General features: G+C 60.6%; 20 protein-coding genes and 3 pseudogenes. 14 read left to right on the top strand and 9 right to left on the bottom strand.

Translation table 11 applies throughout. From position 1 onward, the window contains the following. Positions 1 to 231 precede the first annotated feature (231 nt). The 3 genes and pseudogenes from AC0L4F_RS08560 to AC0L4F_RS08550 all read left to right on the top strand — a co-directional run bounded on the left by AC0L4F_RS08560 (position 232) and on the right by AC0L4F_RS08550 (position 3,471). Positions 232 to 1,143, top strand: a complete 912-nt coding sequence (locus AC0L4F_RS08560) for an AAA family ATPase (protein ID WP_244687360.1) — start codon at positions 232 to 234, stop codon at positions 1,141 to 1,143. A gap of 75 nt (positions 1,144 to 1,218) precedes the next feature. Beyond that, positions 1,219 to 2,480 (top strand): annotated as a pseudogene (locus tag AC0L4F_RS08555) (vWA domain-containing protein). Positions 2,481 to 2,490: 10 nt separating this feature from the next. Next, positions 2,491 to 3,471: a DUF4268 domain-containing protein gene (locus AC0L4F_RS08550; protein ID WP_244687358.1), complete on the top strand. Its 981-nt coding sequence runs from the start codon at positions 2,491 to 2,493 to the stop codon at positions 3,469 to 3,471. 14 nt (positions 3,472 to 3,485) lie between these two features. Here AC0L4F_RS08550 and AC0L4F_RS08545 read toward each other — a convergent pair whose 3' ends face one another. Then, the gene (locus AC0L4F_RS08545; protein ID WP_244687356.1) at positions 3,486 to 3,944 is read right to left on the bottom strand and encodes an Lrp/AsnC family transcriptional regulator; all 459 of its coding nucleotides are present in this window, start codon (positions 3,942 to 3,944) and stop codon (positions 3,486 to 3,488) included. A 140-nt stretch (positions 3,945 to 4,084) separates the two neighbouring features. Here AC0L4F_RS08545 and cysG point away from each other — a divergent pair. The 6 genes and pseudogenes from cysG to AC0L4F_RS08515 all read left to right on the top strand — a co-directional run bounded on the left by cysG (position 4,085) and on the right by AC0L4F_RS08515 (position 9,707). After that, positions 4,085 to 5,514: pseudogene (cysG, locus tag AC0L4F_RS08540) on the top strand (siroheme synthase CysG). After that, positions 5,514 to 5,813 (top strand): DUF2849 domain-containing protein, encoded by a 300-nt coding sequence (locus AC0L4F_RS08535; protein ID WP_244687354.1) that lies wholly within the window; start codon positions 5,514 to 5,516, stop codon positions 5,811 to 5,813. Before cysG ends, AC0L4F_RS08535 begins: the two are co-directional and overlap by 1 nt. Before the next feature lie 84 nt (positions 5,814 to 5,897). Further along, positions 5,898 to 7,562 (top strand): nitrite/sulfite reductase, encoded by a 1,665-nt coding sequence (locus AC0L4F_RS08530; RefSeq protein ID WP_244687352.1) that lies wholly within the window; start codon positions 5,898 to 5,900, stop codon positions 7,560 to 7,562. A gap of 47 nt (positions 7,563 to 7,609) precedes the next feature. Continuing rightward, positions 7,610 to 8,356: a phosphoadenylyl-sulfate reductase gene (locus AC0L4F_RS08525; RefSeq protein ID WP_244687350.1), complete on the top strand. Its 747-nt coding sequence runs from the start codon at positions 7,610 to 7,612 to the stop codon at positions 8,354 to 8,356. Continuing rightward, positions 8,353 to 8,751 (top strand): DUF934 domain-containing protein, encoded by a 399-nt coding sequence (locus tag AC0L4F_RS08520; RefSeq protein WP_244687348.1) that lies wholly within the window; start codon positions 8,353 to 8,355, stop codon positions 8,749 to 8,751. Before AC0L4F_RS08525 ends, AC0L4F_RS08520 begins: the two co-directional genes overlap by 4 nt. Positions 8,752 to 8,858: 107 nt before the next feature. Beyond that, positions 8,859 to 9,707, top strand: a complete 849-nt coding sequence (locus AC0L4F_RS08515) for a ferredoxin--NADP reductase (protein WP_244687346.1) — start codon at positions 8,859 to 8,861, stop codon at positions 9,705 to 9,707. A 96-nt stretch (positions 9,708 to 9,803) separates the two neighbouring features. Here AC0L4F_RS08515 and AC0L4F_RS08510 read toward each other — a convergent pair whose 3' ends face one another. Together AC0L4F_RS08510 and infC are read right to left on the bottom strand one after the other, a co-directional pair. Then, positions 9,804 to 10,685 carry an AEC family transporter gene (locus tag AC0L4F_RS08510; protein ID WP_244687344.1) on the bottom strand — a complete coding sequence of 294 codons (882 nt, stop codon included), beginning with the start codon at positions 10,683 to 10,685 and terminating at the stop codon, positions 9,804 to 9,806. A 270-nt stretch (positions 10,686 to 10,955) separates the two neighbouring features. After that, positions 10,956 to 11,453: a translation initiation factor IF-3 gene (gene infC, locus AC0L4F_RS08505; protein ID WP_244687342.1), complete on the bottom strand. Its 498-nt coding sequence runs from the start codon at positions 11,451 to 11,453 to the stop codon at positions 10,956 to 10,958. Between the two features lie 256 nt (positions 11,454 to 11,709). On the opposite strand from infC, the gene AC0L4F_RS08500 reads away from it, so the two are divergent. Beyond that, on the top strand, positions 11,710 to 12,771 hold the full coding sequence (locus tag AC0L4F_RS08500; protein ID WP_244687339.1) for a hypothetical protein: 1,062 nt from the start codon (positions 11,710 to 11,712) through the stop codon (positions 12,769 to 12,771). A gap of 101 nt (positions 12,772 to 12,872) precedes the next feature. On the opposite strand, the gene AC0L4F_RS08495 is transcribed toward AC0L4F_RS08500, so the two are convergent. The 5 genes and pseudogenes from AC0L4F_RS08495 to AC0L4F_RS08475 all read right to left on the bottom strand — a co-directional run bounded on the left by AC0L4F_RS08495 (position 12,873) and on the right by AC0L4F_RS08475 (position 19,232). Next, positions 12,873 to 13,862, bottom strand: coding sequence for a molybdopterin-binding protein (locus tag AC0L4F_RS08495; RefSeq protein WP_244687337.1), 990 nt, complete (start codon positions 13,860 to 13,862; stop codon positions 12,873 to 12,875). Between the two features lie 10 nt (positions 13,863 to 13,872). Then, positions 13,873 to 14,831, bottom strand: a pseudogene (locus tag AC0L4F_RS08490) (XdhC family protein). A 188-nt stretch (positions 14,832 to 15,019) separates the two neighbouring features. Then, a complete protein-coding gene (locus AC0L4F_RS08485) occupies positions 15,020 to 17,269 on the bottom strand; it encodes a hybrid sensor histidine kinase/response regulator (protein ID WP_244687335.1) in 2,250 nt (749 codons plus the stop codon). Next, positions 17,266 to 18,486, bottom strand: a complete 1,221-nt coding sequence (locus AC0L4F_RS08480; RefSeq protein WP_244687332.1) for an FIST N-terminal domain-containing protein — start codon at positions 18,484 to 18,486, stop codon at positions 17,266 to 17,268. The genes AC0L4F_RS08485 and AC0L4F_RS08480 overlap by 4 nt, the downstream gene beginning before the upstream one ends. 47 nt (positions 18,487 to 18,533) lie before the next feature. Beyond that, a complete protein-coding gene (locus AC0L4F_RS08475; RefSeq protein WP_244687330.1) occupies positions 18,534 to 19,232 on the bottom strand; it encodes a response regulator in 699 nt (232 codons plus the stop codon). A gap of 337 nt (positions 19,233 to 19,569) precedes the next feature. Between AC0L4F_RS08475 and AC0L4F_RS08470 the strand changes: the two genes are divergently transcribed. The 4 genes from AC0L4F_RS08470 to AC0L4F_RS08455 are packed head-to-tail and all read left to right on the top strand — an operon-like array spanning position 19,570 to position 23,866. After that, positions 19,570 to 20,103 carry a CoxG family protein gene (locus AC0L4F_RS08470; RefSeq protein WP_244687328.1) on the top strand — a complete coding sequence of 178 codons (534 nt, stop codon included), beginning with the start codon at positions 19,570 to 19,572 and terminating at the stop codon, positions 20,101 to 20,103. A gap of 44 nt (positions 20,104 to 20,147) precedes the next feature. Then, on the top strand, positions 20,148 to 20,633 hold the full coding sequence (locus AC0L4F_RS08465) for a (2Fe-2S)-binding protein (protein WP_244687326.1): 486 nt from the start codon (positions 20,148 to 20,150) through the stop codon (positions 20,631 to 20,633). 54 nt (positions 20,634 to 20,687) lie between these two features. Continuing rightward, entirely contained in the window at positions 20,688 to 23,066 is a 2,379-nt protein-coding gene (locus AC0L4F_RS08460) for a xanthine dehydrogenase family protein molybdopterin-binding subunit (RefSeq protein ID WP_244687324.1), read from the top strand. Positions 23,067 to 23,080: 14 nt separating this feature from the next. Continuing rightward, positions 23,081 to 23,866 carry an FAD binding domain-containing protein gene (locus tag AC0L4F_RS08455; RefSeq protein WP_244687322.1) on the top strand — a complete coding sequence of 262 codons (786 nt, stop codon included), beginning with the start codon at positions 23,081 to 23,083 and terminating at the stop codon, positions 23,864 to 23,866. A 201-nt stretch (positions 23,867 to 24,067) separates the two neighbouring features. Here the strand turns inward: AC0L4F_RS08455 and AC0L4F_RS08450 are convergent, their stop codons facing one another. Beyond that, a complete protein-coding gene (locus tag AC0L4F_RS08450) occupies positions 24,068 to 25,300 on the bottom strand; it encodes a urate hydroxylase PuuD (protein WP_244687320.1) in 1,233 nt (410 codons plus the stop codon). Positions 25,301 to 25,355: the final 55 nt, after the last annotated feature.

The following is a 25,355-nucleotide window of genomic DNA, read 5'->3' as shown; positions in this document are numbered from 1 at the left end:
CACCCGTATCGTTTGCCCTTGTCATTTTAGCCCCGTGATCGCGATTGTCCTGCGCGATACTGCCGCCTCTTTGTTACTTTTTTCGAAAGACTTGCATTTTGCCGGGCTTGCGTCAATTGCGCCGCCACCGGCCATGGCCCTGCGACCGTGCTCGCCTGGGGGCCCGCGACCTTGGTCGCCTTGACCTTGTGGTTTTGCCCTGTAGCTTTCGACGCAATCAGGAGGATCCCCATGGCCGAGACGCCCGCAAATATCGACAGCGTTCAGACGATGCTGGCCCGCCAGAATTATGTCTGCGGCCGGGCCTTGGCCACTGTGGCCTTTCTGGCGCTGAAACTGGGCAAACCGCTTTTTCTTGAGGGCGAGCCCGGCACCGGCAAGACCGAAATCGCCAAGGCGATTGCCGCCGGTCTGGGTCGCCGTTTGATCCGCCTGCAATGTTACGAAGGTCTGGATGCCTCCTCGGCGGTCTATGAATGGAACTTCCCGGCCCAGATGGTGGCAATCCGCACCGCCGAGGCCGCAGGCCAGGCCGACCGTGACCTGCTGAAAACCGAATTGTTCGGCCCCGACTATCTGATCGAACGCCCGCTGCTCGACGCCATGCGCCCGGATGCCAGCGGCGCGCCGGTGTTGTTGATTGACGAATTGGATCGCACCGATGAACCGTTCGAGGCCTTTCTGCTCGAAGCACTGAGCGATTTTCAGGTTACAATCCCGGAAATGGGCACGATCAAGGCGCCAGAGCCCCCAATTGTCATCCTGACCTCGAACCGCACCCGCGAAGTGCATGACGCGTTGAAACGCCGCTGTCTTTACCATTGGGTGGATTACCCCGATTTCGACCGTGAGATGGACATCCTGCACGCCCGTGTCCCCGAAGCGGCCGCGACCCTCAGCCGCGAGGTCGTCGCCTTTGTGCAACGGCTGCGCACCGAAGATCTGTTCAAACGCCCTGGCGTGGCGGAAACCATCGACTGGGCCAAATGCCTTTTGGCGCTGGATGTGATCGCCCTGTCGCCCCAGGTCATCTCTGACACGCTCGGCGCATTGCTGAAATACCAGGACGATATTGCCCGCCTGCAAGGCTCCGAGGCCAAACGCATTCTGGATGAAGTCAAAGCCGTCGTAGAACCGGCCTGATGTGTTCCGGGGCCCGCCCTTCTTCTGTTCCTAAATATCCCGGGGGTCCGGGGGCAGCGCCCCCGAAATCAACATATGCCTGAATATGCGCCGCTTGATCTGCCAGACACCCCGCGCCTGACGGATAATATCACCCATTTCGCCCGCGCCCTGCGCAAGGCCGGTCTGCCCATCGGCCCGGGCCGGGTGATCGAGGCCATTCGCGCGGTCGCCGCCACCGGGTTCACCGATCGGCGCGACTTCTACTGGACGCTGCACGCCTGTTTCGTCAACAAACCGGAACAACGCGCGGTCTTTGCTCAGGTCTTCCGGCTCTATTGGCGCGACCCACAGTTTATGGAACACATGATGTCGCTGCTTCTGCCCTCCATGCGGGGTGTGCAGGAAGAACGCAGCGCCAAAGCTGCGGAAAAACGCGCCGCCGAGGCGCTTTTGGACGGTGCCGATCTGCCCAATCCTGAAGAGGACCATGGGTCCGATGAGGACCAGCAAATCGAAATTGACGCCACGCTGACCATGTCCGCCACCGAAAAACTGCGTCAGCTCGATTTCGAACAAATGAGCACTGCGGAAATGGCCCGTGCGAAACGGATGCTGGCCCGGCTCTCTTTGCCTGTGCCACCAATCAAGTCGCGCCGCAGCCGTGCCAGCCACGTCGGCCACGCCTATGACACCCGTAAGACGCTGCGCGATGCCATGCGTCAGGGCGGGCAGATTACCGACATCGCGCTGAAAAAGCCGCGCATTCGCTGGCCCAATCTGGTGGTGATCTGCGATATTTCCGGCTCGATTAGCACCTATTCCCGCACCATCCTGCATTTCCTGCATGCGGTGGCCAATGAAAAGGGCGCGGGCTGGGCCCGTGTCCATGCCTTTACCTTTGGCACCCGGCTGACCAATATCACCCGCCTGTTGGCGACCCGCGATGTGGATGCCGCCCTTGCCGCCGCGGGCGCTCAGGCCCAGGATTGGGAGGGCGGCACGCGGATCGGTCAATGCCTGCAGGATTTCAACCGCGATTGGTCGCGCCGTGTCATGGGGCAGGGGGCGGTGACGCTGTTGATCACCGATGGGCTCGACCGGGGGATCTTGCGACGCTGGACAAGGCGATGGAACGCCTGCACCTGTCTTCACGTCACCTGATATGGATCAATCCGTTGCTGCGCTGGGACGGGTTTGCCGCCAAGGCTCAGGGCATTCGCACCATGTTGCCACATGTCGATACGTTCCGCGCCGGGCACAGCATCGAAAGCCTGGAGGCGCTGGCCGATGCGATTTCCCGCCCGCATGATCCCGGCGAAAAAATCCGTCTTTTAAAAGCCAGCCAAATTTCCTAATCAATTCCCTATGCAGATCGGACGTCTAGAAAAGTTGAACATTCGGAATGTCTGGCCAAAGGAAGACTATGACTTCACTCCTTGGCTTGCACTTCCTGAAAATCTCTCCTTGCTGGCCGGTGAACTCGGCCTCGGGGAACTTGTTGAAATAACGGAAGAAGTGGCCGTCGGGTCTTTTCGGGCCGACATCGTGTGTCAGGATGCCGGCGAGCGCAAAGTCGTGATCGAGAACCAGTTCTCTGTTTCGGACCACCGGCATCTCGGCCAGATCATGACCTACCTAGTGGGGGCAGAGGCTCATACTGTTGTCTGGATCGCGGAAAGCCTGAGGGATGAACATCGCGCCGTCATCGATTGGTTGAACGAGATAACGCCTCGTGACTACGCATTTTTTGGTGTTGAGCTCGAAGTCTGGCGCATTGCCGACAGTGTCCCCGCTCCAAAATTCGAAGTTGTTGTTCGACCGAACGAGTGGTCCCGCATCCAAAAAGAACGTAATCGCGCCAATGAGATGGAAGATTACCAGCGGCGAATGGAATACTGGCAGGCCTTCCTGGACCGGTTTCCCTTTTCCGATAGCCTCTCGCCGCCATCCAGAGCTCCAAATCAGGGTTGGTTAAAGATGTCGCTTACGGGAACGGACGCTGTAAAGGACTGCGGAATATATGCCCATCGGATGCTGAACCTTAACCAGATCGGCGTGTTCCTCTCTGTAGGTCGCCATGACGCCGAAGTGTTTGCGCAATGGTTGAAAAACTCGAAACAATACCCTTCAATCGACCCGGATCAATGGAAACAGAACCGGAATGGTCTTTTTCAGAACTTCAGTACGCTGCAGGCCGATGCCTTGGAGGAATCAGACTGGTTGCGTCAACACAATTGGATGTATGAACGTGTCGAAGCGCTGCTTTGCGATTGGCGAGAAGGTTTCAAGGGTGAAGTTGAGACCTTGCTCAGATTGGGCCGGGATGAGCGTCCAGACCGAGAGTAGGCTTTGGCACCCCCTTATAACGCCAGCGCCGTTGTCGATTTGATCTCCTCCATCGACAAAAGCGCCGTTACATTGTGCACTTTCACCTCTGATATCAGCGCCTGATAAAAGGTGTCATAGGCGCGTGCATTGGTGACCCGCACCTTGAGGATATAGTCGATATCCCCTGCAAGCCGATGCGCCTCCTGCACCTCCGGGCGTTCTTGCAAGGCCTTTAAAAACGCCGCCTGCCAGCTGGCATCATGTTCCGAGGTGCGGATCAGCACAAAGAAACAAGCCTCAAATCCCAGCTTCTCTGCATCGAGCTGCACGGTCTGATTTCCGATGATCCCGGCCTCGCGCAATTTGCGAATACGGTTCCAGACCGGGGTCTTGGACGACCCGACAGCCTTGGCGATTTCGTCCAGCGACCGGCTGGCATCTTCCTGCAGGGCTTTGAGGATTTTCCGGTCCGTGTCGTCAATCCGTGCCATGCATTCGGCCTTTCCCTGAAATGTGAAACATACGTTCCTGCTTGCGTCGTTTTTAGAACGGACATCCTTATTGGCGCAAGCACCTAGCGCGAAATCGGGAAAATTTCCTATATATGACCCAAGCCAAACTGGAGCGACCGATGCAACATTTTCCGATCTTCGTGAACCTCGCCGGACAACGGGTTGTCCTGTCCGGTGGTGGCGATGCGGCGCTTGCGAAATTGCGCCTGTTGATGAAGACCGAAGCCGCGCTGGTGGTTTATGCTGCCGATGCTGCGCCGGAAATTGCCGCCTGGGCAGAAGAGGGCCGCCTCGTGTGGGTGCGCCGCGCTCTGGCGGCGGGTGACGTGGCGGGCGCGCGCCTGTTCTATGCGGCTGATGAAGATCAGGCCGAAGATGCGCGCACCGCCGCGATTGCGACCGCCGAAGGCGCGCTGGCCAATATCGTCGACAACCTGCACGACAGCCAGTTCATCACCCCCGCCATTGTGGACCGCGACCCGGTGACCGTGGCCATCGGCACCGAAGGCGCCGCCCCGGTGCTGGCCCGTGCCATCAAGGCCGATCTGGAGGCTCGTTTGCCCGTGCGTCTTGGCGCTTTGGCCCGGATTGGCAAAGCCTTCCGCAAGGTTGCCGACATTCTGCCCATGGGGCGGGTGCGGCGTGACTTCTGGGCTGATTATTATTTCGGCGCTGGCCCGCGTGCCTTTGACGAGGGTGGCGAGGCCGCAACCGAAACCGCACTCGACCATCTGTTGCGTGCCCACCTGACACGCCAGACGCGCAAGGGCCATGTGGCCTTTGTGGGGGCTGGTCCCGGTGACCCGGAATTGCTGACGCTCAAGGCCCGGCGCGCGCTGGATGAGGCGGACGTGGTGATCCACGACCGGCTGATCAGCCCGGAGATCCTGGAACTGGCCCGCCGCGAGGCCGTGCTGGTCGATGCCGGCAAAGAAGGGTTCGGGCCGTCGATGGCGCAGGGCGATATCAATGACCTGATCGTGGAACATGCCCGCCAAGGGAGCCAAGTCGTGCGGCTGAAATCCGGCGACAGTACGGTCTTTGGCCGTCTTGATGAAGAGATTGATGCGGCCGAAGAGGCCGGTATCTCGTGGAATATCGTGCCCGGCATCACCTCGGCTTCGGCCGCTGTGGCGTCGATTGGTCAAAGCCTGACCAAACGTGGCCGCAATTCTTCGGTGCGTTTCCTGACCGGGCATGACACCCGCGGCTTTGCCGATCACGACTGGCGCGCTTTGGCCCGTGCCGCGAAGTGGCCGCGATCTATATGGGCAAGAAATCCGCCCGCTTCATTCAGGGGCGTCTGTTGATGCATGGTGCTGATCCGGCGACGCCGGTGACCATCGTGGAAAACGCCTCGCGCGCGGATCAGCGCATTCTGGAAACCAGCCTTGCCGACCTTCCGACCGACCTTGCCGCTGCTGCGGTGAATGGACCGGCGCTTACCTTCTATGGTCTTGCCCCACGCGAAGCGGCGTTGCTTCAGCAGGAACAGGCCGATTTGGACCGCGCCCAACAAGAAACACATCTGACGCAGGAGCTTGCCTGATGCCCCGTGAATTCACCCCCAAAGTTGTGACCGCCAACGCCCTGATCGAAGGCGACGTGATCTATCTGACCGAAGATGACCGCTGGTCGCGCGCATTGGAAGAGGCCGAGGTGCTGACCGACGAAGCCCATGCCGAACTGCGCCTGCTGGACGCCAGCGCGCGCCAGAGCGAGATCGTCGGGGCCTATCTGGCCGACGTGAAGCTGGCCGGTGGCACTGCCGCCCCGACACATTTCCGCGAAGATTTCCGCCGCACCGGACCTTCAAATTACTTCCACGGCAAACAGGCAGAGAGCTGACCCAATCCTGCAAGGGATTTTGCAAATTTCAGGGATGAAATTTGGCGCCCACCTGATTGCCCAGCCGAAAGCAAGGGATACAACATGTACCGTTACAACGAATTCGACACCGCCTTCCTCGCCGAGCGCAACCGCCAATTCCGCGCTCAGGTCGAGCGTCGCATTGACGGCTCGCTGACCGAGGATGAATTCAAGCCGCTCCGCCTGATGAACGGCGTCTATCTGCAATTGCACGCCTATATGCTGCGGGTTGCGATCCCTTATGGCACATTGAATTCGGCCCAGATGCGGCAGCTCGCGCTGCTGGCAGAGAAGTGGGACAAGGGTTATGGCCACTTCACCACTCGCCAGAACATCCAGTACAACTGGCCGAAACTGAACGATATTCCCGATATGCTGGACGCGCTGGCAGAGGTGAACCTGCACGCGATCCAGACATCCGGCAACACCATCCGCAACGTGACGGCCGACCATTTCGCCGGTGCCGCCGCGGATGAGATCGAAGACCCGCGCCCCGTGGCCGAGCTGATCCGCCAGTGGTCCACCGACCACCCGGAATTCCAGTTCCTGCCGCGCAAGTTCAAGATCGCGGTCACCGGATCGCCCAATGACCGCGCCGTGGTCAAGGCGCATGACATCGGTCTGCGCATGATCGAACGCGACGGCAATCCGGGGTTCGAGGTCATCGTCGGGGGCGGTCTTGGCCGCACGCCGATGATCGGCAAAGTGGTGCGTGACTTCCTGCCCAAGGCGGACCTGCTGCCCTATCTTGAGGCCATTGTCAGCGTCTACAACCTGCTGGGACGTCGCGACAACAAATACAAGGCGCGGATCAAGATCACCGTGCACGAAAACGGGTTGGAGAAAATCCAGGAGCTGGTCGAAGCGCGGTTTGCCGTGCTGCGCGATCAGTTCGGCGGTGTCGATCAGGCGATGCTTGCCGATCTGGAGGCGCAGTTCGCGCCGCCGCAATTCCGTGACGCCGACACCGGTGCGTTCGAGGCCGCCTATACCAATGATCCGGTGTTCCGGTCGTGGGTCGATACCAATATCGCCACCCACCGCCGCGCCGATCATGCCATTGTGTCGATCTCGCTCAAGGCGCATGGCGCCACGCCGGGCGATGCGTCGGCCGATCAGATGCGCCTGATGGCGGATCTGGCGCAGGAATTTGCCTATGACGAATTGCGCATCAGCCACGAACAGAACGTGGTGCTGCCGCATGTCGCCAAGGATGCGCTGCCGCAGCTTTTCCAGGCCTTGAAAGCCGCCGGTCTTGGCACCGCCAATATCGGTCTTGCCAGCGACATCATTGCTTGCCCCGGCATGGATTATTGCGCGCTGGCCACCGCGCGGTCGATCCCGATTGCCCAGGAAATTGCCACCCGTTTCGAAGAGTTGAAGCTGGAGCATGAAGTGGGTGATCTGAAGATCAAGATCTCGGGCTGCATCAACGCCTGTGGTCACCACCATGTCGGTCACATCGGCATTCTCGGGCTCGACCGGGCGGGGGTGGAGAATTACCAGATCACCCTTGGCGGCGATGGCACCGAAACAGCAAGCATCGGCGAACGTGCCGGTCCGGGCTTTTCGGCAGATGACATCGTTCCGGCGATCGAACGGCTGGTGCTGGGATATCTTGATCTGCGCGCCACTGCGGATGAGACCTTCTTGCAGGCTTATCGCCGTCTGGGCGCGGCACCGTTCAAGGCCATCCTGTACCCCGAAGCGCGTGAGAAAGCGGCCTGAGAGGGTCGGAAACTTCTTCTCTTTGAAAATACGCAAAGGCGGATCTCGTGACCAAAGTCACCGACATAACGGACCTGCGCACAACCATTGACGCGCTGAATGCCGAGTACCGCCATCATGGCGCGACCTCGGTGCTTGAGGCGGCGCTGACGCGTTCGGAATTCGGGCGCATCGCGATGGTGTCCAGTTTCGGCGCGGAATTGGTTGCGCTGCTGCATTTGATTGCTGTGGTGGATCGCAACACGCCGGTGTTGTTCATCGACACGCAAATGCTGTTTGCCGAAACCCTTGTCTATCAGGCAGAGGTCGCCGAACGGCTTGGGCTGCGCAATGTCCAGATCATTCGCGCCGATCAAGCAGAGATCGCCAAACGCGATCCCTATGGCGCGCTGCACCTCAGCGACACCGACGCCTGTTGTGATCTGCGCAAGACCGAGGTGCTGGAAGGTGCGCTCAGCGGTTATGACGGCTGGATCACCGGGCGCAAACGGTTCCAATCGGGCACCCGTGCCAAGATGGAATTTTTCGAAATCGAAGATGGCACCGGTCGGATCAAGGTCAATCCGCTGGCCCATTGGGCGCCGGGTGATGTGGCGGCCTATATGGATGAAAACAGATTGCCCCGCCATCCGCTGGTGGCACAGGGCTATCCCAGCATTGGCTGTGCGCCCTGCACATCCAAGGTGGCACCGGGCGAAGACCCGCGTGCCGGACGCTGGCGCGGCGCAGATAAAGAGGAATGTGGCATCCATTTTGTGAACGGCAAAATGGTGCGGAAAGGACAAGCAGCATGAGTGAAAATGTAATCGTGCGGGACACCGGATTTGGCCAGGACGACTGGAATGCCGGGCCGGATGGCGCGGATGTCTTGGATCTGGCATCGGATGCCAATATCGACGATATCGCAGACCAGTTGCCGGAATTGCGGATGATCCGGGTGGATTTCCCCAGCTTTGCCGATGGTCGCGGCTTTACCCTTGCGCGCCTTTTGCGGCTCAATGGGTTCGAAGGCCGGTTGCGCGCCAAGGGCCATGTGTTGGCGGATCAATACGCGATGGCACGCCGTTCGGGGTTTGACGAGGTCGAAATCTCGGCCGATCTGGCGGCACGCCAACCCGAAGATCAATGGGTGTTCCGCGCCGATTGGAAGGCCAATGACTATCAGTCGCGGCTGCGCGCCCGCGCCTGAGGCCGTGAAAATCGGGCAGGGGGGCGTGCCGCGACAGCACGTCCCTTTCCGTGATCCAAATCAAAGTTTAAGACGAGGTGTCGGCTAGAAACGTCGACAATGGACATATGACAGAGTTGACCAACGTGACCGAAGCCAAAGCCATCAAAGTGCCCACCCTGCCGGACGCCCAAAAGGTGACCCAAGTCAAACATTGGACCGACCGGTTGTTTTCCTTCCGTGTGACCCGGCCCGCATCCATGCGGTTCCGCTCGGGCGAATTCGTGATGATTGGCCTGATGGGCGAACCGCACCCCGAAACCGGTAAGCAGAAACCACTGCTGCGGGCCTATTCGATTGCCTCGCCGTCCTGGGACGAAGAGCTGGAATTCTATTCGATCAAGGTGCAGGACGGTCCGCTGACCTCGCGTTTGCAACATATCCAGGTCGGGGACGAGATCATCCTGCGCCCCAAGCCCGTGGGCACGCTGGTGCATGACGCGCTTCTGCCCGGCAAACGGCTGTGGTTCTTTGCCACCGGCACCGGTTTTGCGCCCTTTGCCTCGCTCCTGCGCGAGCCGCAAACCTATGAAGATTATGATGAAATCGTCATCACCCATACCTGCCGTGAGGCGGGCGAGCTGACCTATGGCCGTGAGCTGATCGAAGGTTTGAAAGAAGACGAATTGCTGAACGAAGTGATCGGCGAAGGCTTCTGGAAAAAGATCAAGTATTACCCGACCACCACCCGCGAAGAGAGCGCCAAAATGGGCCGGATCACCGATCTGATGCGCTCGGGCGAGGCGTTTGAAGACCTCGGCGTGCCGCCGCTGAACCCGGAAAGTGACCGGGCGATGATCTGTGGCAACCTGGCGTTCAATCTGGAACTCAAGGAAATGTTCGAAGACTATGGTCTGGTCGAAGGGGCCAATTCGAACCCGCAGCATTACGTTGTGGAAAAGGCTTTCCTCGACTGATTGGGTTACCGCATCAAAATTCCGCTGGTGGAATTTGACATATCCGTTCGTGGATTTTGCCCGCGCTGGTGATGACCGGCGCGGGTCTTTCTTTGATCAGAGCACAAAGGCCAGGATCACCGGCAAGGTCAGCACCGACATCAAGGTCGACACGACCACCAACCCGGCCACGCTGTCGCTGTCGGCGCCATATTTTTCGGCCAGCATGTAGGATGTCACCGCCACCGGCGTCGCCAATTGCAGGATCAACACCCCAAGCGCCACAGGCGCCAGCCCGAACCAGATCCCGGCCGCAACCGCACAGACCACACAGATCGTGACCTTTGCCACCGCCAGGAAAAGCGGTTTTGAAAAGGCCCCGATGTGCAGCCGCGCCACCGCCACGCCCAGCGTGATCAACATCATCGGTATCGCCATCTGGCCGATCAGGGACAGGGTGTTGGTCACCACGGATGGCGTTTCCCAGCCCATCGCCATGAACAACCCACCCAGCAATGTGGCCGAGACCAGCGGTTCCTGAATGACCTTGACCAGCGATCCGCCCCCCGACACCAGCCAGATGCCATAGGTGAACTGGATGATCGCAGAGACCGCAAAGACCACTACGCCATAGCCCAGCCCCACCTCGCCAAAGGCGAAAAACGCCAGCGGCAGCCCAAGGTTGCCGGTGTTGCTGAAGATCAGCGGTGCCAGAAAGGTTCGGCTGTCCAGTTTGCCGATTCTGACCACGGCGGTCATCATCAGGATCACCAGAACATAGGCCAGAAGGCTGGCCAGGGTCAGCGCGCCCAATGCGCCCGGGTCGATCTTGGTCTGCATCAGCGACACGAAAATCAGGCAGGGAATGGCCAGTGACATGGCCAGACGGGTGACAAATTGCACCCGGTATTCAAACCCCAGTTTGACCCAGACAAAGCCGATTGCCGCAAGGGCAAACACCGGCGTGACAATTTCCATAACTTTAAAGGCAATTTCCAAAATCGACGTCCCAATCCAAAGAGCGCCGAGTATCGGCATGCAATTGCGGGTATCTTAAAATGCGAAAATCCGAGATTAAAGCGCCATATCAAACCATATCAATCTGGCCTTGCATTGGCCGGTCACGCCAAAGCCACATGCCCCAGGGGGCAGGGGCCGGTATCAGGGCGGGTAAAAGCACGGGGGCCCGCAAAAGAAAAACGCCGGGGAAAATCCCCGGCGTTTTCAAATGCACTATGGCAAATACCCAAAACGGGCAAAGCCGCATGTTTATTTCTGCGGAAGAGGACCGATCATCATGATCATCTGACGGCCTTCCATTTTGGGCATATTCTCGATCTTGCCCAATTCCTTGGTGTCCTCGGCAACACGTTCCAGCAATTCACGTCCCAGATTCTGGTGCGCCATCTCGCGGCCACGGAACCGCAGGGTCACTTTGACCTTGTCGCCATTTTCCAGGAATTTGTACACGTTGCGCATTTTCACTTCGTAGTCATGGGTGTCGGTGTTCGGACGGAACTTCACCTCTTTGACTTCGATGATCTTTTGCTTCTTGCGCGCCTCGGATTCGCGTTTTTGCTGTTCGTACTTGAACTTGCCAAAATCCATGATCTTGCAGACGGGCGGCGTGGCGTTCGGCGAAATCTCAACCAGGTCAAGGCCGGCATCGGCGGCCATTTCCATTGCGCGGGCGGGCGTTACAACGCCGACGTTTTCGCCTTCTGCGCCAATCAGGCGGATTTCAGTGGCGCGGATACGTTCGTTCACGCGGGGGCCGGTTTCACGGGTCGGCGGCGCGTTGTGGGGTCTGCGGGCTATGGGTTTGATCCTTTGTTTGTTCCGGAAATCTGAATGTGCAAGGTAGTGGGACATACCCATAGTTTCAAGCGTTAAATCGGCTGAAATGCGCCGTCACGCCAGCTTTTCCCCTTGCACATGCTGCACTTGCAGCGCAGGTCTGTTACATAGGGATGTGGCGGGTGTCCGCCTGCCCCCTGAAACCAATTCTGAGGGTTATCAAAAGATGAAAAATATCATCTGGGTTGTTGTGGCTGCTGCGGCTATCGGTGGCGGCTATTACGTGTATTCCAACCAGCAAATGTCAGAAGCGCCGGTTGCCGAAACCGGGGATGACGTGACCGCGCCGGAGGCTGTCGAAGACGCATCCGAGGCCGCAGGCGAAGCTGCCGAGGCCGAAAGCATTGAAGAGGCGGTCGAAGAGGTCATGGAAGAGGCCGAGGAAACAGTAGAAGAAGCGACCGAAGCGGCAGATGACGCAGCCGAAGCGGTTGTCGAAGAAGCCGAAGCCGCAGCCGAAGAGGCCGAGACCGTTGTCGAAGATCTGGTGAATCAGGTCGAAGACGCCGTTGACGAAGCCATCGAAGAGGTGACCGGAACCGCAGATGATGCGACCGAAACCGCCGTTGAAGATGCCGAAGCCGCTGTAGAAGACGCCGTCGAAGAGGTCGTTGAAGAGGCACAGGACGACGCTGCCGCAGCCGCAGAAGCTGTGACAGAAGACGCCGCCGCGGTCACCGAAGAAGCGGCGGAAGCCGCTGATGCGGTTGCAGAAGACGCACAAGAGGCCGCGGCCGATATGGCAGAGGCGGCTGAAGAGACCACCGAAGCCGCAGAAGACGCCGCAACCGAAGCGGCAGAAACCGTGGAAAACACCGCCGAGGCCGCCGAAGAGACTGCCGCTGAAACAGTCGAAGGCGCTGTCGAAGCCACAGAAGAAGCTGCCGCTGAAGCGGTCGAAGACACAGCAGAAGCCGCCGAAGGCGCAGCTGACGCGGTGGAAGAGACCGTGACCGAAGCAACCGAAGCCGCAGAAGAAGCCGCCACAGAGGCGACAACCGAGGCGACAACAGACGCCGCCGATGCCGTGGCAGAGGAAACAACCTCAGCGGCGGATTACCTGACCGTGGATGGCTTTGACTACGACAAGGTTGTCGAAATGATCGACAACAGCGACCTGAATGCAATTGCCAAAGCGCCGCTGAAACTCGCGCTGGAGCAAGCGCGCGACAATCCTGACCTGTTGAAAGCAGCGTTGGACCGGGTCAAAGAAGCCATCGGCATGTAAATCCCTGCCGTCCTTCATGACACGTCATGCACGCCCGATGCCTTGGTTGGTATCGGGCGTGTTTTCGTTTCCGGGGGATTTTCGCGCGAGGTGGGGTGGGGTCAGCCACCCCGGGGTTGCGGGCGGGTCGGTATTTCCTTGAGCAGCCCGCCAACCCCCATGGCCGCAATATCGTCATGGTCAATCGCGATGCCACATGCCACGCGGGACAAGACCCAGTCTGCACCGTTCAATGCCGGAGAGCGGGCACAGCCCGGCAGGCCGATCACCGGGCGTCCGGCCCTGTCCCCCAGAAACAACAGATTGCCGGGATCGACCGGCATGCCAAAGCGGATCACCCGACCGCCTGCCTGGCGCAGGGCTTCGGGCGCCACATCCGCCGGGTCAGAGGTGGCAGACCCCGTCAATATCAACACCAGATCGCTGTCCACACGGCGCAATGCCTCGGCAATGGTCTGGGTCTTGTGCGGGACCGGTACGACCTGTTCCAGCGTGACATTCAGCGCCGACAGCCGCGCGGCAATCGCCGGAACGCCTTTTTCGCCGGCCCCGCCGGGGATTTCGCTTACAATCAGGCTTGCAGTTTGAACAACCGGGCGCGCCAATCGGATGGCGGATCGGGCCCGGTCCATGGCGGCCCTCAAATCATGTTCCGGCACGGCATAGGCAATGATCTTGACGGTGCCGACCATGCCGCCGGGCGACATCTGTTGGAAATTGGGCACCGTGGCCAGGGTGATCATCGGGTTGATCCGGTTCAAGGCCACAAGCCGGTCGACGTCCAGCATCGCCACGCCCGGCCCTTCGGCGATCAGATTCACCCGGCCGGTAAAGGCCTTGGTCAGGCGCAGTCCGGCGGCGGCCGGATCCGGCACCAGCGCGCAGGCCAATTGCGCCGCCGCTTCGTTTTCGTGAATGTCGCCGGCATCAAGGCGCGCAACGATCACCTCATGTTCGCCGGCGGCTGTCAGATCGGCAATATGCTGCGCTGTCAGCGTCACGCCCTTGCGCAGCTTTCGCCCGTTGAGTTGCAGCGAATGCGCCAGAACCGCGCCAAGCGCATCGGCAACCGGCAGGGGGCCGAACCTCATCGGATCACCTTCATGCGCCTTGCCGCAGCACGCGGGTCATTTCCGCAAGGATCGACACCGCGATTTCCGCCGGGCTGGCTGCGCCGATATCAAGCCCGATCGGGCCGTGAATGCGGGCGCACTCCTGTGGCGTGAACCCAGCCTCGGCCATCCGGTCCAACCGTTTGGCATGGGTGCGTTTCGATCCCAGCGCACCGATATAAAACACGCCCGACCGCAAGGCGGCCGCGAGCGCGGGATCATCCAGTTTTGGATCATGGGTCAAAAGGCAAAGCGCCGTGCGCCCATCAAGCCCAAGATCGGCCACCGCTTCGTCGGGCCAATCGGACAACAGGCGCGTGTCGGGGAACCGGGCCGGCGCGGCAAAGCTGTCGCGCGGGTCGATCACCACCGGATCATAGCCTATATCACGTGCCATCGGCACCAGATGCTGGGCAATGTGAACCGCCCCGACAACGATCAGACGCAGCGGGGGATTGTGAATGGCGACAAAGGTTTCGCCGTCGTCCTCAAAACCCGAACGGTCCATGCGAAACCGGGTGTCGTACCCGTCGAAAGCCAACCGGCGGCTGCCCTCGCTGGGATTGATCACATAGGCAACGGGCCGCGCGCGGCGCGGGCCGTGACCAGATCTTCCAACATGGCCACGGGCAGGGCGGGCCCGACAGGTTCGACCAGAACCCGGATTGTGCCGCCGCAGGCCAGCCCAACGGCAAAGGCATCGCCATCGGAAACACCATATTCCAACAGCCGCGGTGCGCCGTCTTCCAGCGCCTCCAGCGCTTCGACCACAACCGCGCCTTCGACACATCCGCCCGAGACCGAGCCCTCCATCGCGGCATCGGCGCGGATCACCAGCTGTGCCCCCGTGCGGCGTGGCGCGCTGCCCCAGGTTTCGACCACCGTGGCCAGTGCCACGCCATGCCCCTGACGATGCCAGTCGAGCGCAATTTCCGGAATGCCTTGCATGGGAAATCCTCCTTGCGCGCAGTCTATCAGCAATTGCGCCGCTGTCTGCAACCGCGCAGTGCGACCATGGTCGCAGGCCCTTGGCCGGGCTTTGCTCGGGCTGGGTGGATGGCCGGATCGGGGTGACCCGCGATCCTTGCGCCGTTGCCGTCAATTGATTTGGGTCATTGGTTTTGGCCAAAGGCGGCTCAGCCCTCTTTGGCCTGAAACACCCTCGGCTTGCCGTTCTGGCGTGCGGTTCTGCCGGGGCCGGTGGTGGCCAGAAACCGGTCCAGTTCCGCGGTGTCGATCGGTTTGTGCAGCAGCGGCAGGCCCAGATCCCGGCAACGCTGTGCCAGATCCGCAGAGCGTTCCGCCGACAGGATACAGGCGGGGATCGGCCCGTACCGCGCGGTGATGGCGTCAAACAATTCCGTGCCGCGCAGACCGGGGCCAAGGGCCTCGTCCAGCAAAAGCGCATCGGGGATCAGGTCCAGCTCGTCCAGCAGATCCAGCGCTTCGGTTGCGCCGGCAACGTCGATCACATCGGCACCGCCGCTTTCCAGCGCCATGGTCAGGGCGCGGCGCATATTGGCGTCATTTTCCACCAGAAACACCATTCGGCCCTTGGCGGGTGCCTGACGCGGGGCAGGGCGGCGGGTGGTGTCTGACGGATCGGCAATCGGGTCCGCCAGCGCCAGTGTGACCGAAAACACCGTGCCGCGCCCGGGTTCCGACCGCAGGTCCAATTGATGGCCCAACCCGGCACAGGCGCGATCGACAATCGCCAGCCCCAGCCCCAATCCTTCGGAGGCAGAGGCCGGGGCATGCACGCGGGCAAATTCGCGAAAAATTTCGTCGCGATGTTCTTCGGCGATGCCGGGGCCGGTATCCCAGACCTCGATCCGGGCCAAAGGTCCACAGCGCCGCACGCCCATCAGGATCTTGCCGGTTTCGGTATAGCGCGCCGCATTGCCCAACAGGTTTTGCAGGATGCGGCGCAGATAGGATGGATCGGTTTCCACCTGAAGGTTGCTGTCCACCACACGCAGCACCAGCCCCTTTTGCGCCGCCAATGGTTCGACCTGCGTGCGCAGCGCCGTAAAGATCGGTGTCAGGCTGACGGTGCGCATGTCAAATTCCGCCAGCCCACTGTCCAGGCGGGAAATATCCAACAGCGCGTCAATGATGTTTTCGGCCGATCCCAACGCCATGGTCGCCTTGTCCAGCGCCTCGTTGTCCTGGGGTGACATGCCCGCACCCTGGAGCGAGCTGATAAACAGTTTCGCCGCGGACAGCGGCTGCAAGAGGTCATGGCTGGCGGCAGCGACAAACCGCGATTTCGACGCATTGGCGCGTTCGGCTGTGGCCAGTGCTGTGGCCAGTTCCGTGGTGCGTTCGGCGACCCGCACCTCTAGCCGTTCATTCATGTCCTGCAATGCGCGGGCGGCATTGCGTTCGGCGGTCACATCGGTGAAGGAAATCACAAATCCGCTGTCGGGCAAACCCTGGGCAAAGGCATCCAGCGTGCGCGCCGCGCCCTGACGGGCCTCGAACCGCAGGGCACCGTGGCGGGTGGGATGGGCGGCCCAGGTCAACAACCGCTTGCGGGACATGCCTTGGGACAGGGTGAAATCGCTGGGCATACGGTCAATCAGCGCCGCAAACCGCGCGCCCATCTGCATCCGGCTCAGCGGCAGGTTCAGCAATTCCGCCACCCGCACGTTCCAGCCCAGAAGCCGGGCCTCGCCATCAAAGATACAGACGCCTTGGTTCAAATGGTCCAGCGTCGCCGAGATCAGCCGCGCCTGTTTGTCCTGTAGACGTTCCCGTTCCTGGCGTTCCAACCGGATCAGATCGGTCACATCGGTTTGCAGCACAACCGTGCCCAGATTGGCCGTGCGCCGTTCCGACACCTGAAGCCATAGCCCCTGTTTCAGGCGCACATTGAACATGGCGTTGCGCCCTTTGTGCAGCGACTTGCGCATCGCGGCCCATCCTGCGGGGGTTTCCCCATCGGGCAGCGCAAGAAAGGCGGATCGGCTGACGATATCGACATAGCTGTCAAACGGCAGCCCGGGTTGCAGTTGGCCAGAGATATCGCGCATGTCGATGGAAAACCGGCTGTTGCTCAGCACCAACCGGTCGTGCTGGTCAAACAGGGCGAAACCTTCGTTCACCGCTTCGATCGCATCGGCGAGGTTGGCGCGGGCCGCTTCGGTATCGGCGTTGGCCTGTTCCAGCCGCAGGTTGGAATCATGCAACAACGCCAGCGCATGTTCCAGATCCCTTGTGCGGGCGCGCACCTGATCTTCCAGCAATGCGGCGCGCTCGAATTGGGCATAGGCCAGACCAGAGGGGTCCTGTTGCTGTTCCACCCGTCGCATCAGCGATTGGGTGATGCGCAACAGCTTTTCGTTCTGCCGTTCCAGGCTGTCGTTGGGATTGACAAGTGTCATTTGGGCGTGTCGCTGTCGGGGGGATAGAACGCCACGCCGGTCATGGTGTGATTGACATGCAGCGCGCCCACCTGTTCGCCATAGGTGGCAAAGCCGCGCACATTGTGACGGCGCAGCACCTCAGAGACCGCCGGGCCGATCTGATGTTGTTCGGCCTCGATCCGGCGCAGCAGACAATCACAGCCAAGGATCATTTCCGGCGCGCCATGACGCGACAAACGTGCCAGTTCGCTGTCCAGATGCGCCGCCATTTCGCCGCTGTCCGCAAGCGTCAGCACCATGCCCTCGTCGATGGCAGAGAAGAACACCAGCTCGCCATGTTCATTGACCCGCTGGATCGCGCGCACATGGTGGCGGCTGCCCAGTTGCACCACAACCGGATGTGCGGCGAAGGTGAATTGATCCAGCTGATCCGGCATTTTGCCCACGATACGGGCGTATTCGCGGGCGGCCGGTTCGGCATTGATCTGGCGCACGATCCGATTTTGCGGATCGGCCTCTGTGACCACCATCTTGGTGTCGGTCGGGGTCAGATGATCGAGGCTGAACACCCGGATCGGGCAGCGGCTGCGCACAAGGGTCACGACCGCGGCGTTTTCATGGATCTGCCCGTCCAGGGCGACAAAGGTTCGCCCGAACCGCTGGCCGTCCCCGGCGGATCCGCCAAACAGGGGCATGCCGCCCAATCCCGTGGACAGCGCGGCGGTCACCGCATCTTCGCGCCGCGACATGCCGTCAATGGTCAGAAATGCGAATTCCGCAGCATGATCCGGCGCCGCATCCGCCAGGGCCACGCGGCAGCGGATCAGGTGGTCGATCTCGTCCTGAGGTGCGATCTGGTCCAGCCGTTCCACCAGGTAACAGGAGGTGCGAAAGCTCTCTGGCATCAGCGCCATTGCCACGATCTGGTCGTCTTCATAACCTTTCTCGCCAATCTCGCCCGCAGTGGTGCAGGCGACGATATGGCGGGCCGTCAGTCGGCGATGGGCCGCAGTGACCAGAGCGTCGAAATCGGCGTCGCTGCTGATGAACAACAGAACCAATTCAAACGTGACGGCCGAAGATGAGCCCGCGCCAAGGCCAGAGACAATCGCGCCAATCGGGTCAGGATCATGTATCGACACCTGCGTGCACCGCAGGCGTTTCGCGTCCTCGCCCTCGCCCTCGCGTTTCGCGTCTTCGCCCTGGGCGGTCGTTATGCGATTGGGACCGTCCAAGAATTCCGTCTTCCGCCTCTGGTGGGTCTGTCGCGACAGGGCCAAGTTTACGCCCGTTCACGACCCTCTGACAAGATGCCCGAAAACCGCGCCTCCTGGGCGACCAATACCGCCTGGGTCCGGCTTTGCACCCCCAGTTTGCGCATGATCGCAGTGACATGTGCCTTGACCGTGGTTTCCGCGATTGTCAGATCAAAAGCAATCTGCTTGTTCAACTTGCCCTCGCAGATCAGCTGAAGAATGCGGGTTTGCTGGTTGGTCAGCGTCGTCAGCCGTTCGACGGCCTCAACCTGCGAGGTGCCCTCGGGGCTGTCGGGCAGGAAATTGTCCGGGGTATAGATGCCCCCGGCCTGAATGGTGGACAGCGCATCGTGAAAGGCTGCCTTCTGGCTGTGCTTGGGGACAAAACCGGCGGCCCCGGCGGCCAGTGCCTTGGAAATCATCCGGTTGTCGGCCATCGAAGACACCACCACGATTGGCACCTCGCGGCCCAGCGCGGTTTGCAGCCGGATCAAGCCATCCAATCCGTTGACATCCGGCAGGTTCAGATCCAGCAACACCACGTCCGGCCGCTGACCGGCGTCGATCTGTGCCAGAGCGGCGGCAAGATTGGCGGCGGTGTCGACCTGCACCCCGGTACAAATCGCCCGCAGCGTCAACACCAGCGCGTCACAAAACAGCGGGTGATCGTCAATCACCAGGGCGCTGGCAGGTCCGTCAAGCGGGGCGAGGTGGTCGATTGTCATCTGTGCGCCTGTGGTTGGGGAGGATTGGTTCGGGCTGTCGGTTCGGGGCAGTTGGTTCGGGTCGTTGGTTCTGGCCGTTGGTTCGGGGTTGTGCGTCTGCGGTGCGCGCCAGGTTACAGGATATCGCTTGCGGATCATACTACGCGTCGAGACGGCACAAGGCACTACGCCTATGGTCGCATATCGCGCCGGGTTTTCCGGACCAAACCGCAAGAAAGCGATCTCAGAACCGGAACAGGGCTGGAAAACCCGGGCCGCGACAGTCAGTCTGGACTTTGGTACAATAGCCGGGCTGCGACTGTTCCGCCTAGGCTCTGACCCAAGGAGGCAAATATTCATGCAACTCACCAATTCCCGCGAAATCGCCGCGCCGCCCGAAACCGTTTGGGCCGCGCTGCTTGATCCAGAGGTTTTGAAACAATGTGTGCCCGGATGTCAGGACATGTCCGGCACGCCAGAAGAGGGGTTTCAAGCCACGGTTGTGCAAAAGGTCGGCCCGGTCAAAGCCACCTTCAAGGGCGCGGTCACCCTGTCTGAGATGGTGGCACCGCAGAGCCTGACCATGACCGGAGAGGGCAAGGGCGGCGCTGCCGGTTTTGCCAAGGGCGGTGCCGAAGTGCGGCTGGAACCCACCGAAACCGGCACCACCTTGCATTACGAGGTCGAGGCCAAGGTCGGCGGCAAGCTGGCCCAGCTTGGCAGTCGCATCATCGACGGTTTTGCCAAAAAGATGGCCGATCAGTTCTTTGCCAATTTCCAGCAGGCGGTCGAAGGTCCCCCGGCGGAAGACAGCGCAGCAGATGCGCCCGAAGCGACAGATGAAGCGGCGGGCGAAGCCAAAAAAGGTTGGATCAAACGTCTGGTCAGCTGACCGGCGCCAGACCCACAATCAGACGACACCCAGGGAGGGATTTCATGACCAAGGTAACCATGACCGTGAACGGAAAATCCGTAAGCGGCGATGTGGCGGGCAATCGGTTGCTCGTCGAATTTCTGCGCGAGGATCTGCGCATGACCGGCACGCATGTCGGCTGTGACACCAGCCAATGCGGGGCCTGTGTGGTGCATGTGAATGGCGAAGCGGTGAAAAGCTGTACCATGTTCGCCGCCGAGGCGGATGGCGCCGATGTGGCAACCATCGAAGGCCAGGCCGCTGCGGATGGCACGTTGAACACCATCCAGCAGGCGTTTCAGGATTATCACGGGCTGCAATGCGGGTTCTGTACGCCGGGCATGGTGATGTCTGCGGCGGCATTGCTGAAGGACAACCCCAAACCGACCGAGGCCGAGGTGCGTGACTATCTGGAAGGCAATATTTGCCGCTGCACCGGGTATCACAACATCGTTCGCGCGATCATGGCCGCCTCTGGCCAGGATGTGCCAGCCGTCGCCGCCGAGTGATTTGACAGTCGCAGTGCGCATTGAACGCGCACCGACCCCAAGGGAGGAATTGAAATGCCGAAAGATCATGGCATCGGAGCCAGCACCAAGCGCCGCGAGGACGTGCGCTTTTTGACAGGTGTCGGGAATTATACCGACGACATCAATATTCACGGACAGGCCTATGTCCATTTCCTGCGCTCTGATGTGGCGCATGGACGGATCACCAACCTCGATACCGCCGCCGCCGCCGCAATGCCCGGCGTGGTGCGGATTTTCACCGGCGCCGATTTCGAAGGTGTCGGCGGTCTGCCCTGCGGGTGGGAAGTGACCGACAAACACGGCCAACCCATGAAGGAACCGGCCCACCCGGTTCTGGCCCAGGGCAAGGTGCGCCATGTCGGCGACCCGATTGCCGCGATTGTCGCCGATACGCTGGAACAGGCGCGAAATGCGGCCGAGGCGATCGAAGTCGATATCGAAGAGCTGCCCGCAGTGGTCGACATGAAGGCCGCGCTGGCCGATGGCGCAACGCTGGTGCATGACGACCTGTCGGACAACCTGTGTTACGATTGGGGCTTTGTCGAGGAAAACAAGGCCGCGGTGGACGCCGCGATTGCCAATTCCGCGCATGTGACGACATTGGAACTGGTCAACAACCGTCTGGTGGCCAACCCGATGGAGCCGCGCGTGGCGGTGGGCGACTACGCCCGCGGCACCGGCGACTCAACGCTTTATACCACATCGCAAAACCCGCATGTGATCCGGCTCTTGATGGGGGCATTTGTGCTTGGCATTCCCGAGCACAAGCTGCGCGTCGTGGCACCGGATGTCGGCGGCGGCTTTGGCACCAAGATCTTTCACTACGCGGAAGAGGCATTTTGTACCTTTGCCGCCAAGGCGATCAACCGTGCGGTCAAATGGACCTCTTCCCGGTCCGAGGCATTCATGTCCGACTGTCACGGTCGTGACCATGTGACCAAGATCGAATTGGGGCTGGATGCAGACAATAATTTCACCGCCCTGCGCTGTCTGACCTATGCCAACATGGGGGCATATCTGTCGACCTTTGCGCCCTCGGTGCCGACATGGCTGCATGGCACGCTTTTGGCCGGGAACTACAAGACGCCGCTGGTCTATACCAACGTCAAGGCGGTGTTCACGAACACCGTGCCCGTGGATGCCTATCGTGGCGCTGGGCGCCCCGAGGCGACCTATCAGCTTGAACGGGTGATCGACAAAGCGGCGCGGGAGGTGGGCGCTGATCCGGTCGAACTGCGCCGTCAGAACTTCATCACGGAATTCCCGTATCAGACGCCTGTTGCCGTTGTCTATGACACGGGCGACTATCATGCTACCATGGACAAGATGCTGGAATTGATCGACCGCGACGGCTTTGCCGCGCGCCGATCCGCATCCGAAGCCAAGGGCAAGCTGCGCGGTCTGGGCATCAATTGCTTTATCGAGGCCTGCGGCATCGCGCCGTCGAACCTTGTCGGGCAATTGGGGGCACGTGCCGGCCTGTATGAAAGCGCCACAGTGCGGGTCAATGCCACCGGCGGATTGGTGGTGATGACCGGATCGCACAGCCACGGGCAGGGGCATGAAACCGCCTTTCCCCAGGTGATTTCCGAAATGATCGGCATCCCGGAAGAACAGGTCGAAATCGTGCATGGCGACACCGCCAATACGCCGATGGGCATGGGCACCTATGGCTCGCGCTCCATCGCGGTGGGTGGGTCGGCCATGGTGCGGGCGACCGAGAAGATCATCAACAAGACCAAGAAGATCGCCGCCCATTTGATGGAGGCCTCTGAGGCCGATATCGAATTGAAGGACGGTCAGTTCACGGTGTCCGGCACGGATAAATCGGTGGCTTGGGGGGATGTCTGTCTGGCCGCCTATGTACCGCATAACTATCCACTGGAGGATATCGAACCGGGGTTGGAGGAAACCGCGTTTTACGATCCGTCGAACTTCACCTATCCGGCGGGCGCCTATGCCTGCGAGGTTGAGGTGGACCCGGAAACCGGCCATGTGAAGATCGAAAAATTCGTTTCGGCGGATGATTTCGGTAATGTCATCAATCCGATGATCGTCGAAGGTCAGGTGCATGGCGGCATCGCCCAGGGGATCGGCCAGGCCTTGCTGGAAAACTGTGTCTATGACGACAACGGTCAGCTTCTGTCGGCGTCTTACATGGATTACACCATGCCGCGCGCCGATGATCTGCCGCATATGGACAGCTACAGCGTCGACCATTCCTGCCAGACGCCTTGTACCCACAATCCATTGGGTGTGAAGGGCTGTGGCGAGGCCGGGGCGATCGGATCGCCGCCGACCGTGATCAACGCCATCCTCGACGCGCTGCAGTCTGGCGGACATAAAGTGGATCACATTGATATGCCTGCGACGCCCGCCCGTGTGTGGGCCGCAATCAACCAAGCCAGCTAAGGGAGGGCTAGGATATGTATAGCTTTGACATCGAACGGCCAACATCCGTGGCTGACGCCGTGGCCGCATTGGCAGATGAAGACGCACAGGCGCTGGGCGGCGGTCAGACGCTGATCCCGACGCTGAAACAGCGGTTGGCCATGCCGTCGAAATTGGTCAGCCTGTCCGGGATTTCCGAGATGAAGGGGATTTCGCAAGCGGGCGACAGCCTGACGATTGGCGGTGGCAGCACCCATGGCGCAGTGGCGGCGGGGGCCGGGGCCTATCCGGCGCTGGCGGCGCTGGCCGGTGGTATCGGCGACCCGGCGGTGCGCAATCGTGGCACCATTGGCGGATCTTTGGCTAACAACGATCCATCCGCCTGTTATCCGGCGGCGGCCTTGGGGTCTGGTGCAACCATCGTGACCAACGCGCGCGAGATTGCGGCAGACGATTATTTCCAGGGCATGTTCACCACCGCGCTGGACGAGGGCGAGATCGTGACTGCGGTGACTTTCCCGATCCCGGAAAAAGCCGCCTATGTGAAGTTCGAGCAACCTGCCTCGCGTTTCGCATTGGTCGGCGTGTTTGTCGCCAAATTCGCCGATGGTGTGCGGGTCGCAGTGACCGGTGCCTCTGAAGAAGGGGTGTTCCGCTGGACCGAGGCCGAAGCCGCGTTGTCGGCAGATTTTTCGGCGGATGCATTGGCCGGTCTGTCGCTGTCGGGTGACGGAATGATCGGCGACTTGCACGGCACCGGCGCTTATCGCGCGCATCTGGTGGCGGTGATGACCAAACGGGCGGTTGCCGCCGCAGGTTGAGTGTTTTTTGCCAAGAAAACAGGAAAGGGCGGCTTTGATAGGCCGCCCTTTTTGCTATGTCGGTTTGGCTTGGAGATGTCAGCCCGGGGGGCTGGCCCCCAAACCGCAGGACATATGGGGGACCAGCCCCCCAAACCGCAGGGCAGATGGGGGGCCAGCCCCCCAAACCCCCCGGGATATTTTTGAACAGAAGAAGGGGACTTAGTAGGCCTTGGCGCTTGTGTACCAGGCAACCAGCATGCGGCGTTCCTCGACTTCGATTTCGGTGATATTGGCAGGCGGCATGGCGTGGCTGACCCCAGCGTGCAGATAGATCGCACGGGCATTTTGGGCCACATCGCCGGCGGTTTCCAGAAACACGCCTTTGGGGGCCCAGCGAATACCGTCCCAGACCGGTTCACGGGCATGGCACATGGAGCAGCGACCAATCACGATGTTCTGAGCGTCTTCGAAATGCGCGGCGGATGCGAATTTCTGTTCATAGGGCGTCAGCGCGCGGGCATCGGCCTCTTCGTAGCTGCCCCAGGAGGGCGCGGTCGAAAGCCAGGCGCAGAGGATGAACAGGATAAGCGTGACCGCCCAGGTCCAGGTCGGCTCGCCTTTGCGGGCGTGGACCGAATTGAAATAATGCCGGATCGTCACGCCCATCAGGAACACCAGACAGGTGATCAGCCAGTTGTATTCCGTTGCGAACGCCAGCGGATAGTGGTTCGACAACATCAGAAAGATCACCGGCAAAGTGAGATAGTTGTTGTGGGTCGACCGCAGCTTGGCGATCTTGCCGTATTTGGGGTCCGGCGTGCGGCCATTTTGCAGATCGTCGACCACAATACGCTGGTTCGGCATGATGATGAAGAACACATTGGCGGTCATGATGGTGGCGGTGAAGGCCCCCATGTGCAAAAGCGCGGCCCGGCCGGTAAAGACCTGGGTATAGCCCCAGGACATGATCACCAGGATCACGAACAGCAACACCATCAAGAGCGTCGGTGTCTCACCCAGTTTGGATTTGCACAGGAAATCGTAACAAATCCAGCCGATTGTCAGGCTGAGGGCGGAAATCGCGATGCCCTGCCACAGGGCCAGATCGGCCTTGGCGCTGTCGATCAGATACAATTCGCCGCCGACCCAATACACAATCATCAGCATCGCCGCACCGGACAGCCAGGTCGCGTAGCTTTCCCATTTGAACCAGGTCAGATGGTCAGGCATTTCCGAAGGTGCCACCAGATATTTGCGGATATGATAAAAGCCGCCGCCGTGGACCTGCCATTCTTCGCCATGCGCGCCCGCAGGCAGATCCGGCGCCTTGCGCAGCCCAAGATCCAGAGCGATGAAATAGAACGACGATCCGATCCAGGCGATGGCGGTGATCACATGCAACCAGCGCACCGCAAAGGCCAGCCAGTCCCAGAGAATTGCAGCTTCGAACATTTTGGGGTGAACTCCTGTCTTATTGCCAGACCCGTTTTTTGCCAGACTAGCGGAT

The sequence above is a fragment of the Marinovum sp. J2-8 genome (assembly GCF_055808435.1).
This window is presented reverse-complemented; position numbering and strand designations above follow the sequence as displayed.

What these genes read in the sequence shown, in the direction of transcription:
- AC0L4F_RS08550 (WP_244687358.1), top strand. Translation starts at nt 2,491, where the DNA reads ATGCAGATCGGACGTCTAGAAAAGTTGAACATTCGGAATGTCTGGCCA.
- AC0L4F_RS08500 (WP_244687339.1), top strand. Translation starts at nt 11,710, where the DNA reads ATGAAAAATATCATCTGGGTTGTTGTGGCTGCTGCGGCTATCGGTGGC.
- AC0L4F_RS08455 (WP_244687322.1), top strand. Translation starts at nt 23,081, where the DNA reads ATGTATAGCTTTGACATCGAACGGCCAACATCCGTGGCTGACGCCGTG.
- AC0L4F_RS08450 (WP_244687320.1), bottom strand. Translation starts at nt 25,300, where the DNA reads ATGTTCGAAGCTGCAATTCTCTGGGACTGGCTGGCCTTTGCGGTGCGC.
- AC0L4F_RS08470 (WP_244687328.1), top strand. Translation starts at nt 19,570, where the DNA reads ATGCAACTCACCAATTCCCGCGAAATCGCCGCGCCGCCCGAAACCGTT.
- AC0L4F_RS08520 (WP_244687348.1), top strand. Translation starts at nt 8,353, where the DNA reads ATGAGTGAAAATGTAATCGTGCGGGACACCGGATTTGGCCAGGACGAC.
- AC0L4F_RS08475 (WP_244687330.1), bottom strand. Translation starts at nt 19,232, where the DNA reads ATGACAATCGACCACCTCGCCCCGCTTGACGGACCTGCCAGCGCCCTG.
- AC0L4F_RS08495 (WP_244687337.1), bottom strand. Translation starts at nt 13,862, where the DNA reads ATGAGGTTCGGCCCCCTGCCGGTTGCCGATGCGCTTGGCGCGGTTCTG.
- AC0L4F_RS08560 (WP_244687360.1), top strand. Translation starts at nt 232, where the DNA reads ATGGCCGAGACGCCCGCAAATATCGACAGCGTTCAGACGATGCTGGCC.
- AC0L4F_RS08485 (WP_244687335.1), bottom strand. Translation starts at nt 17,269, where the DNA reads ATGACACTTGTCAATCCCAACGACAGCCTGGAACGGCAGAACGAAAAG.
- AC0L4F_RS08545 (WP_244687356.1), bottom strand. Translation starts at nt 3,944, where the DNA reads ATGGCACGGATTGACGACACGGACCGGAAAATCCTCAAAGCCCTGCAG.
- AC0L4F_RS08530 (WP_244687352.1), top strand. Translation starts at nt 5,898, where the DNA reads ATGTACCGTTACAACGAATTCGACACCGCCTTCCTCGCCGAGCGCAAC.
- AC0L4F_RS08465 (WP_244687326.1), top strand. Translation starts at nt 20,148, where the DNA reads ATGACCAAGGTAACCATGACCGTGAACGGAAAATCCGTAAGCGGCGAT.
- AC0L4F_RS08535 (WP_244687354.1), top strand. Translation starts at nt 5,514, where the DNA reads ATGCCCCGTGAATTCACCCCCAAAGTTGTGACCGCCAACGCCCTGATC.
- AC0L4F_RS08515 (WP_244687346.1), top strand. Translation starts at nt 8,859, where the DNA reads ATGACAGAGTTGACCAACGTGACCGAAGCCAAAGCCATCAAAGTGCCC.
- AC0L4F_RS08460 (WP_244687324.1), top strand. Translation starts at nt 20,688, where the DNA reads ATGCCGAAAGATCATGGCATCGGAGCCAGCACCAAGCGCCGCGAGGAC.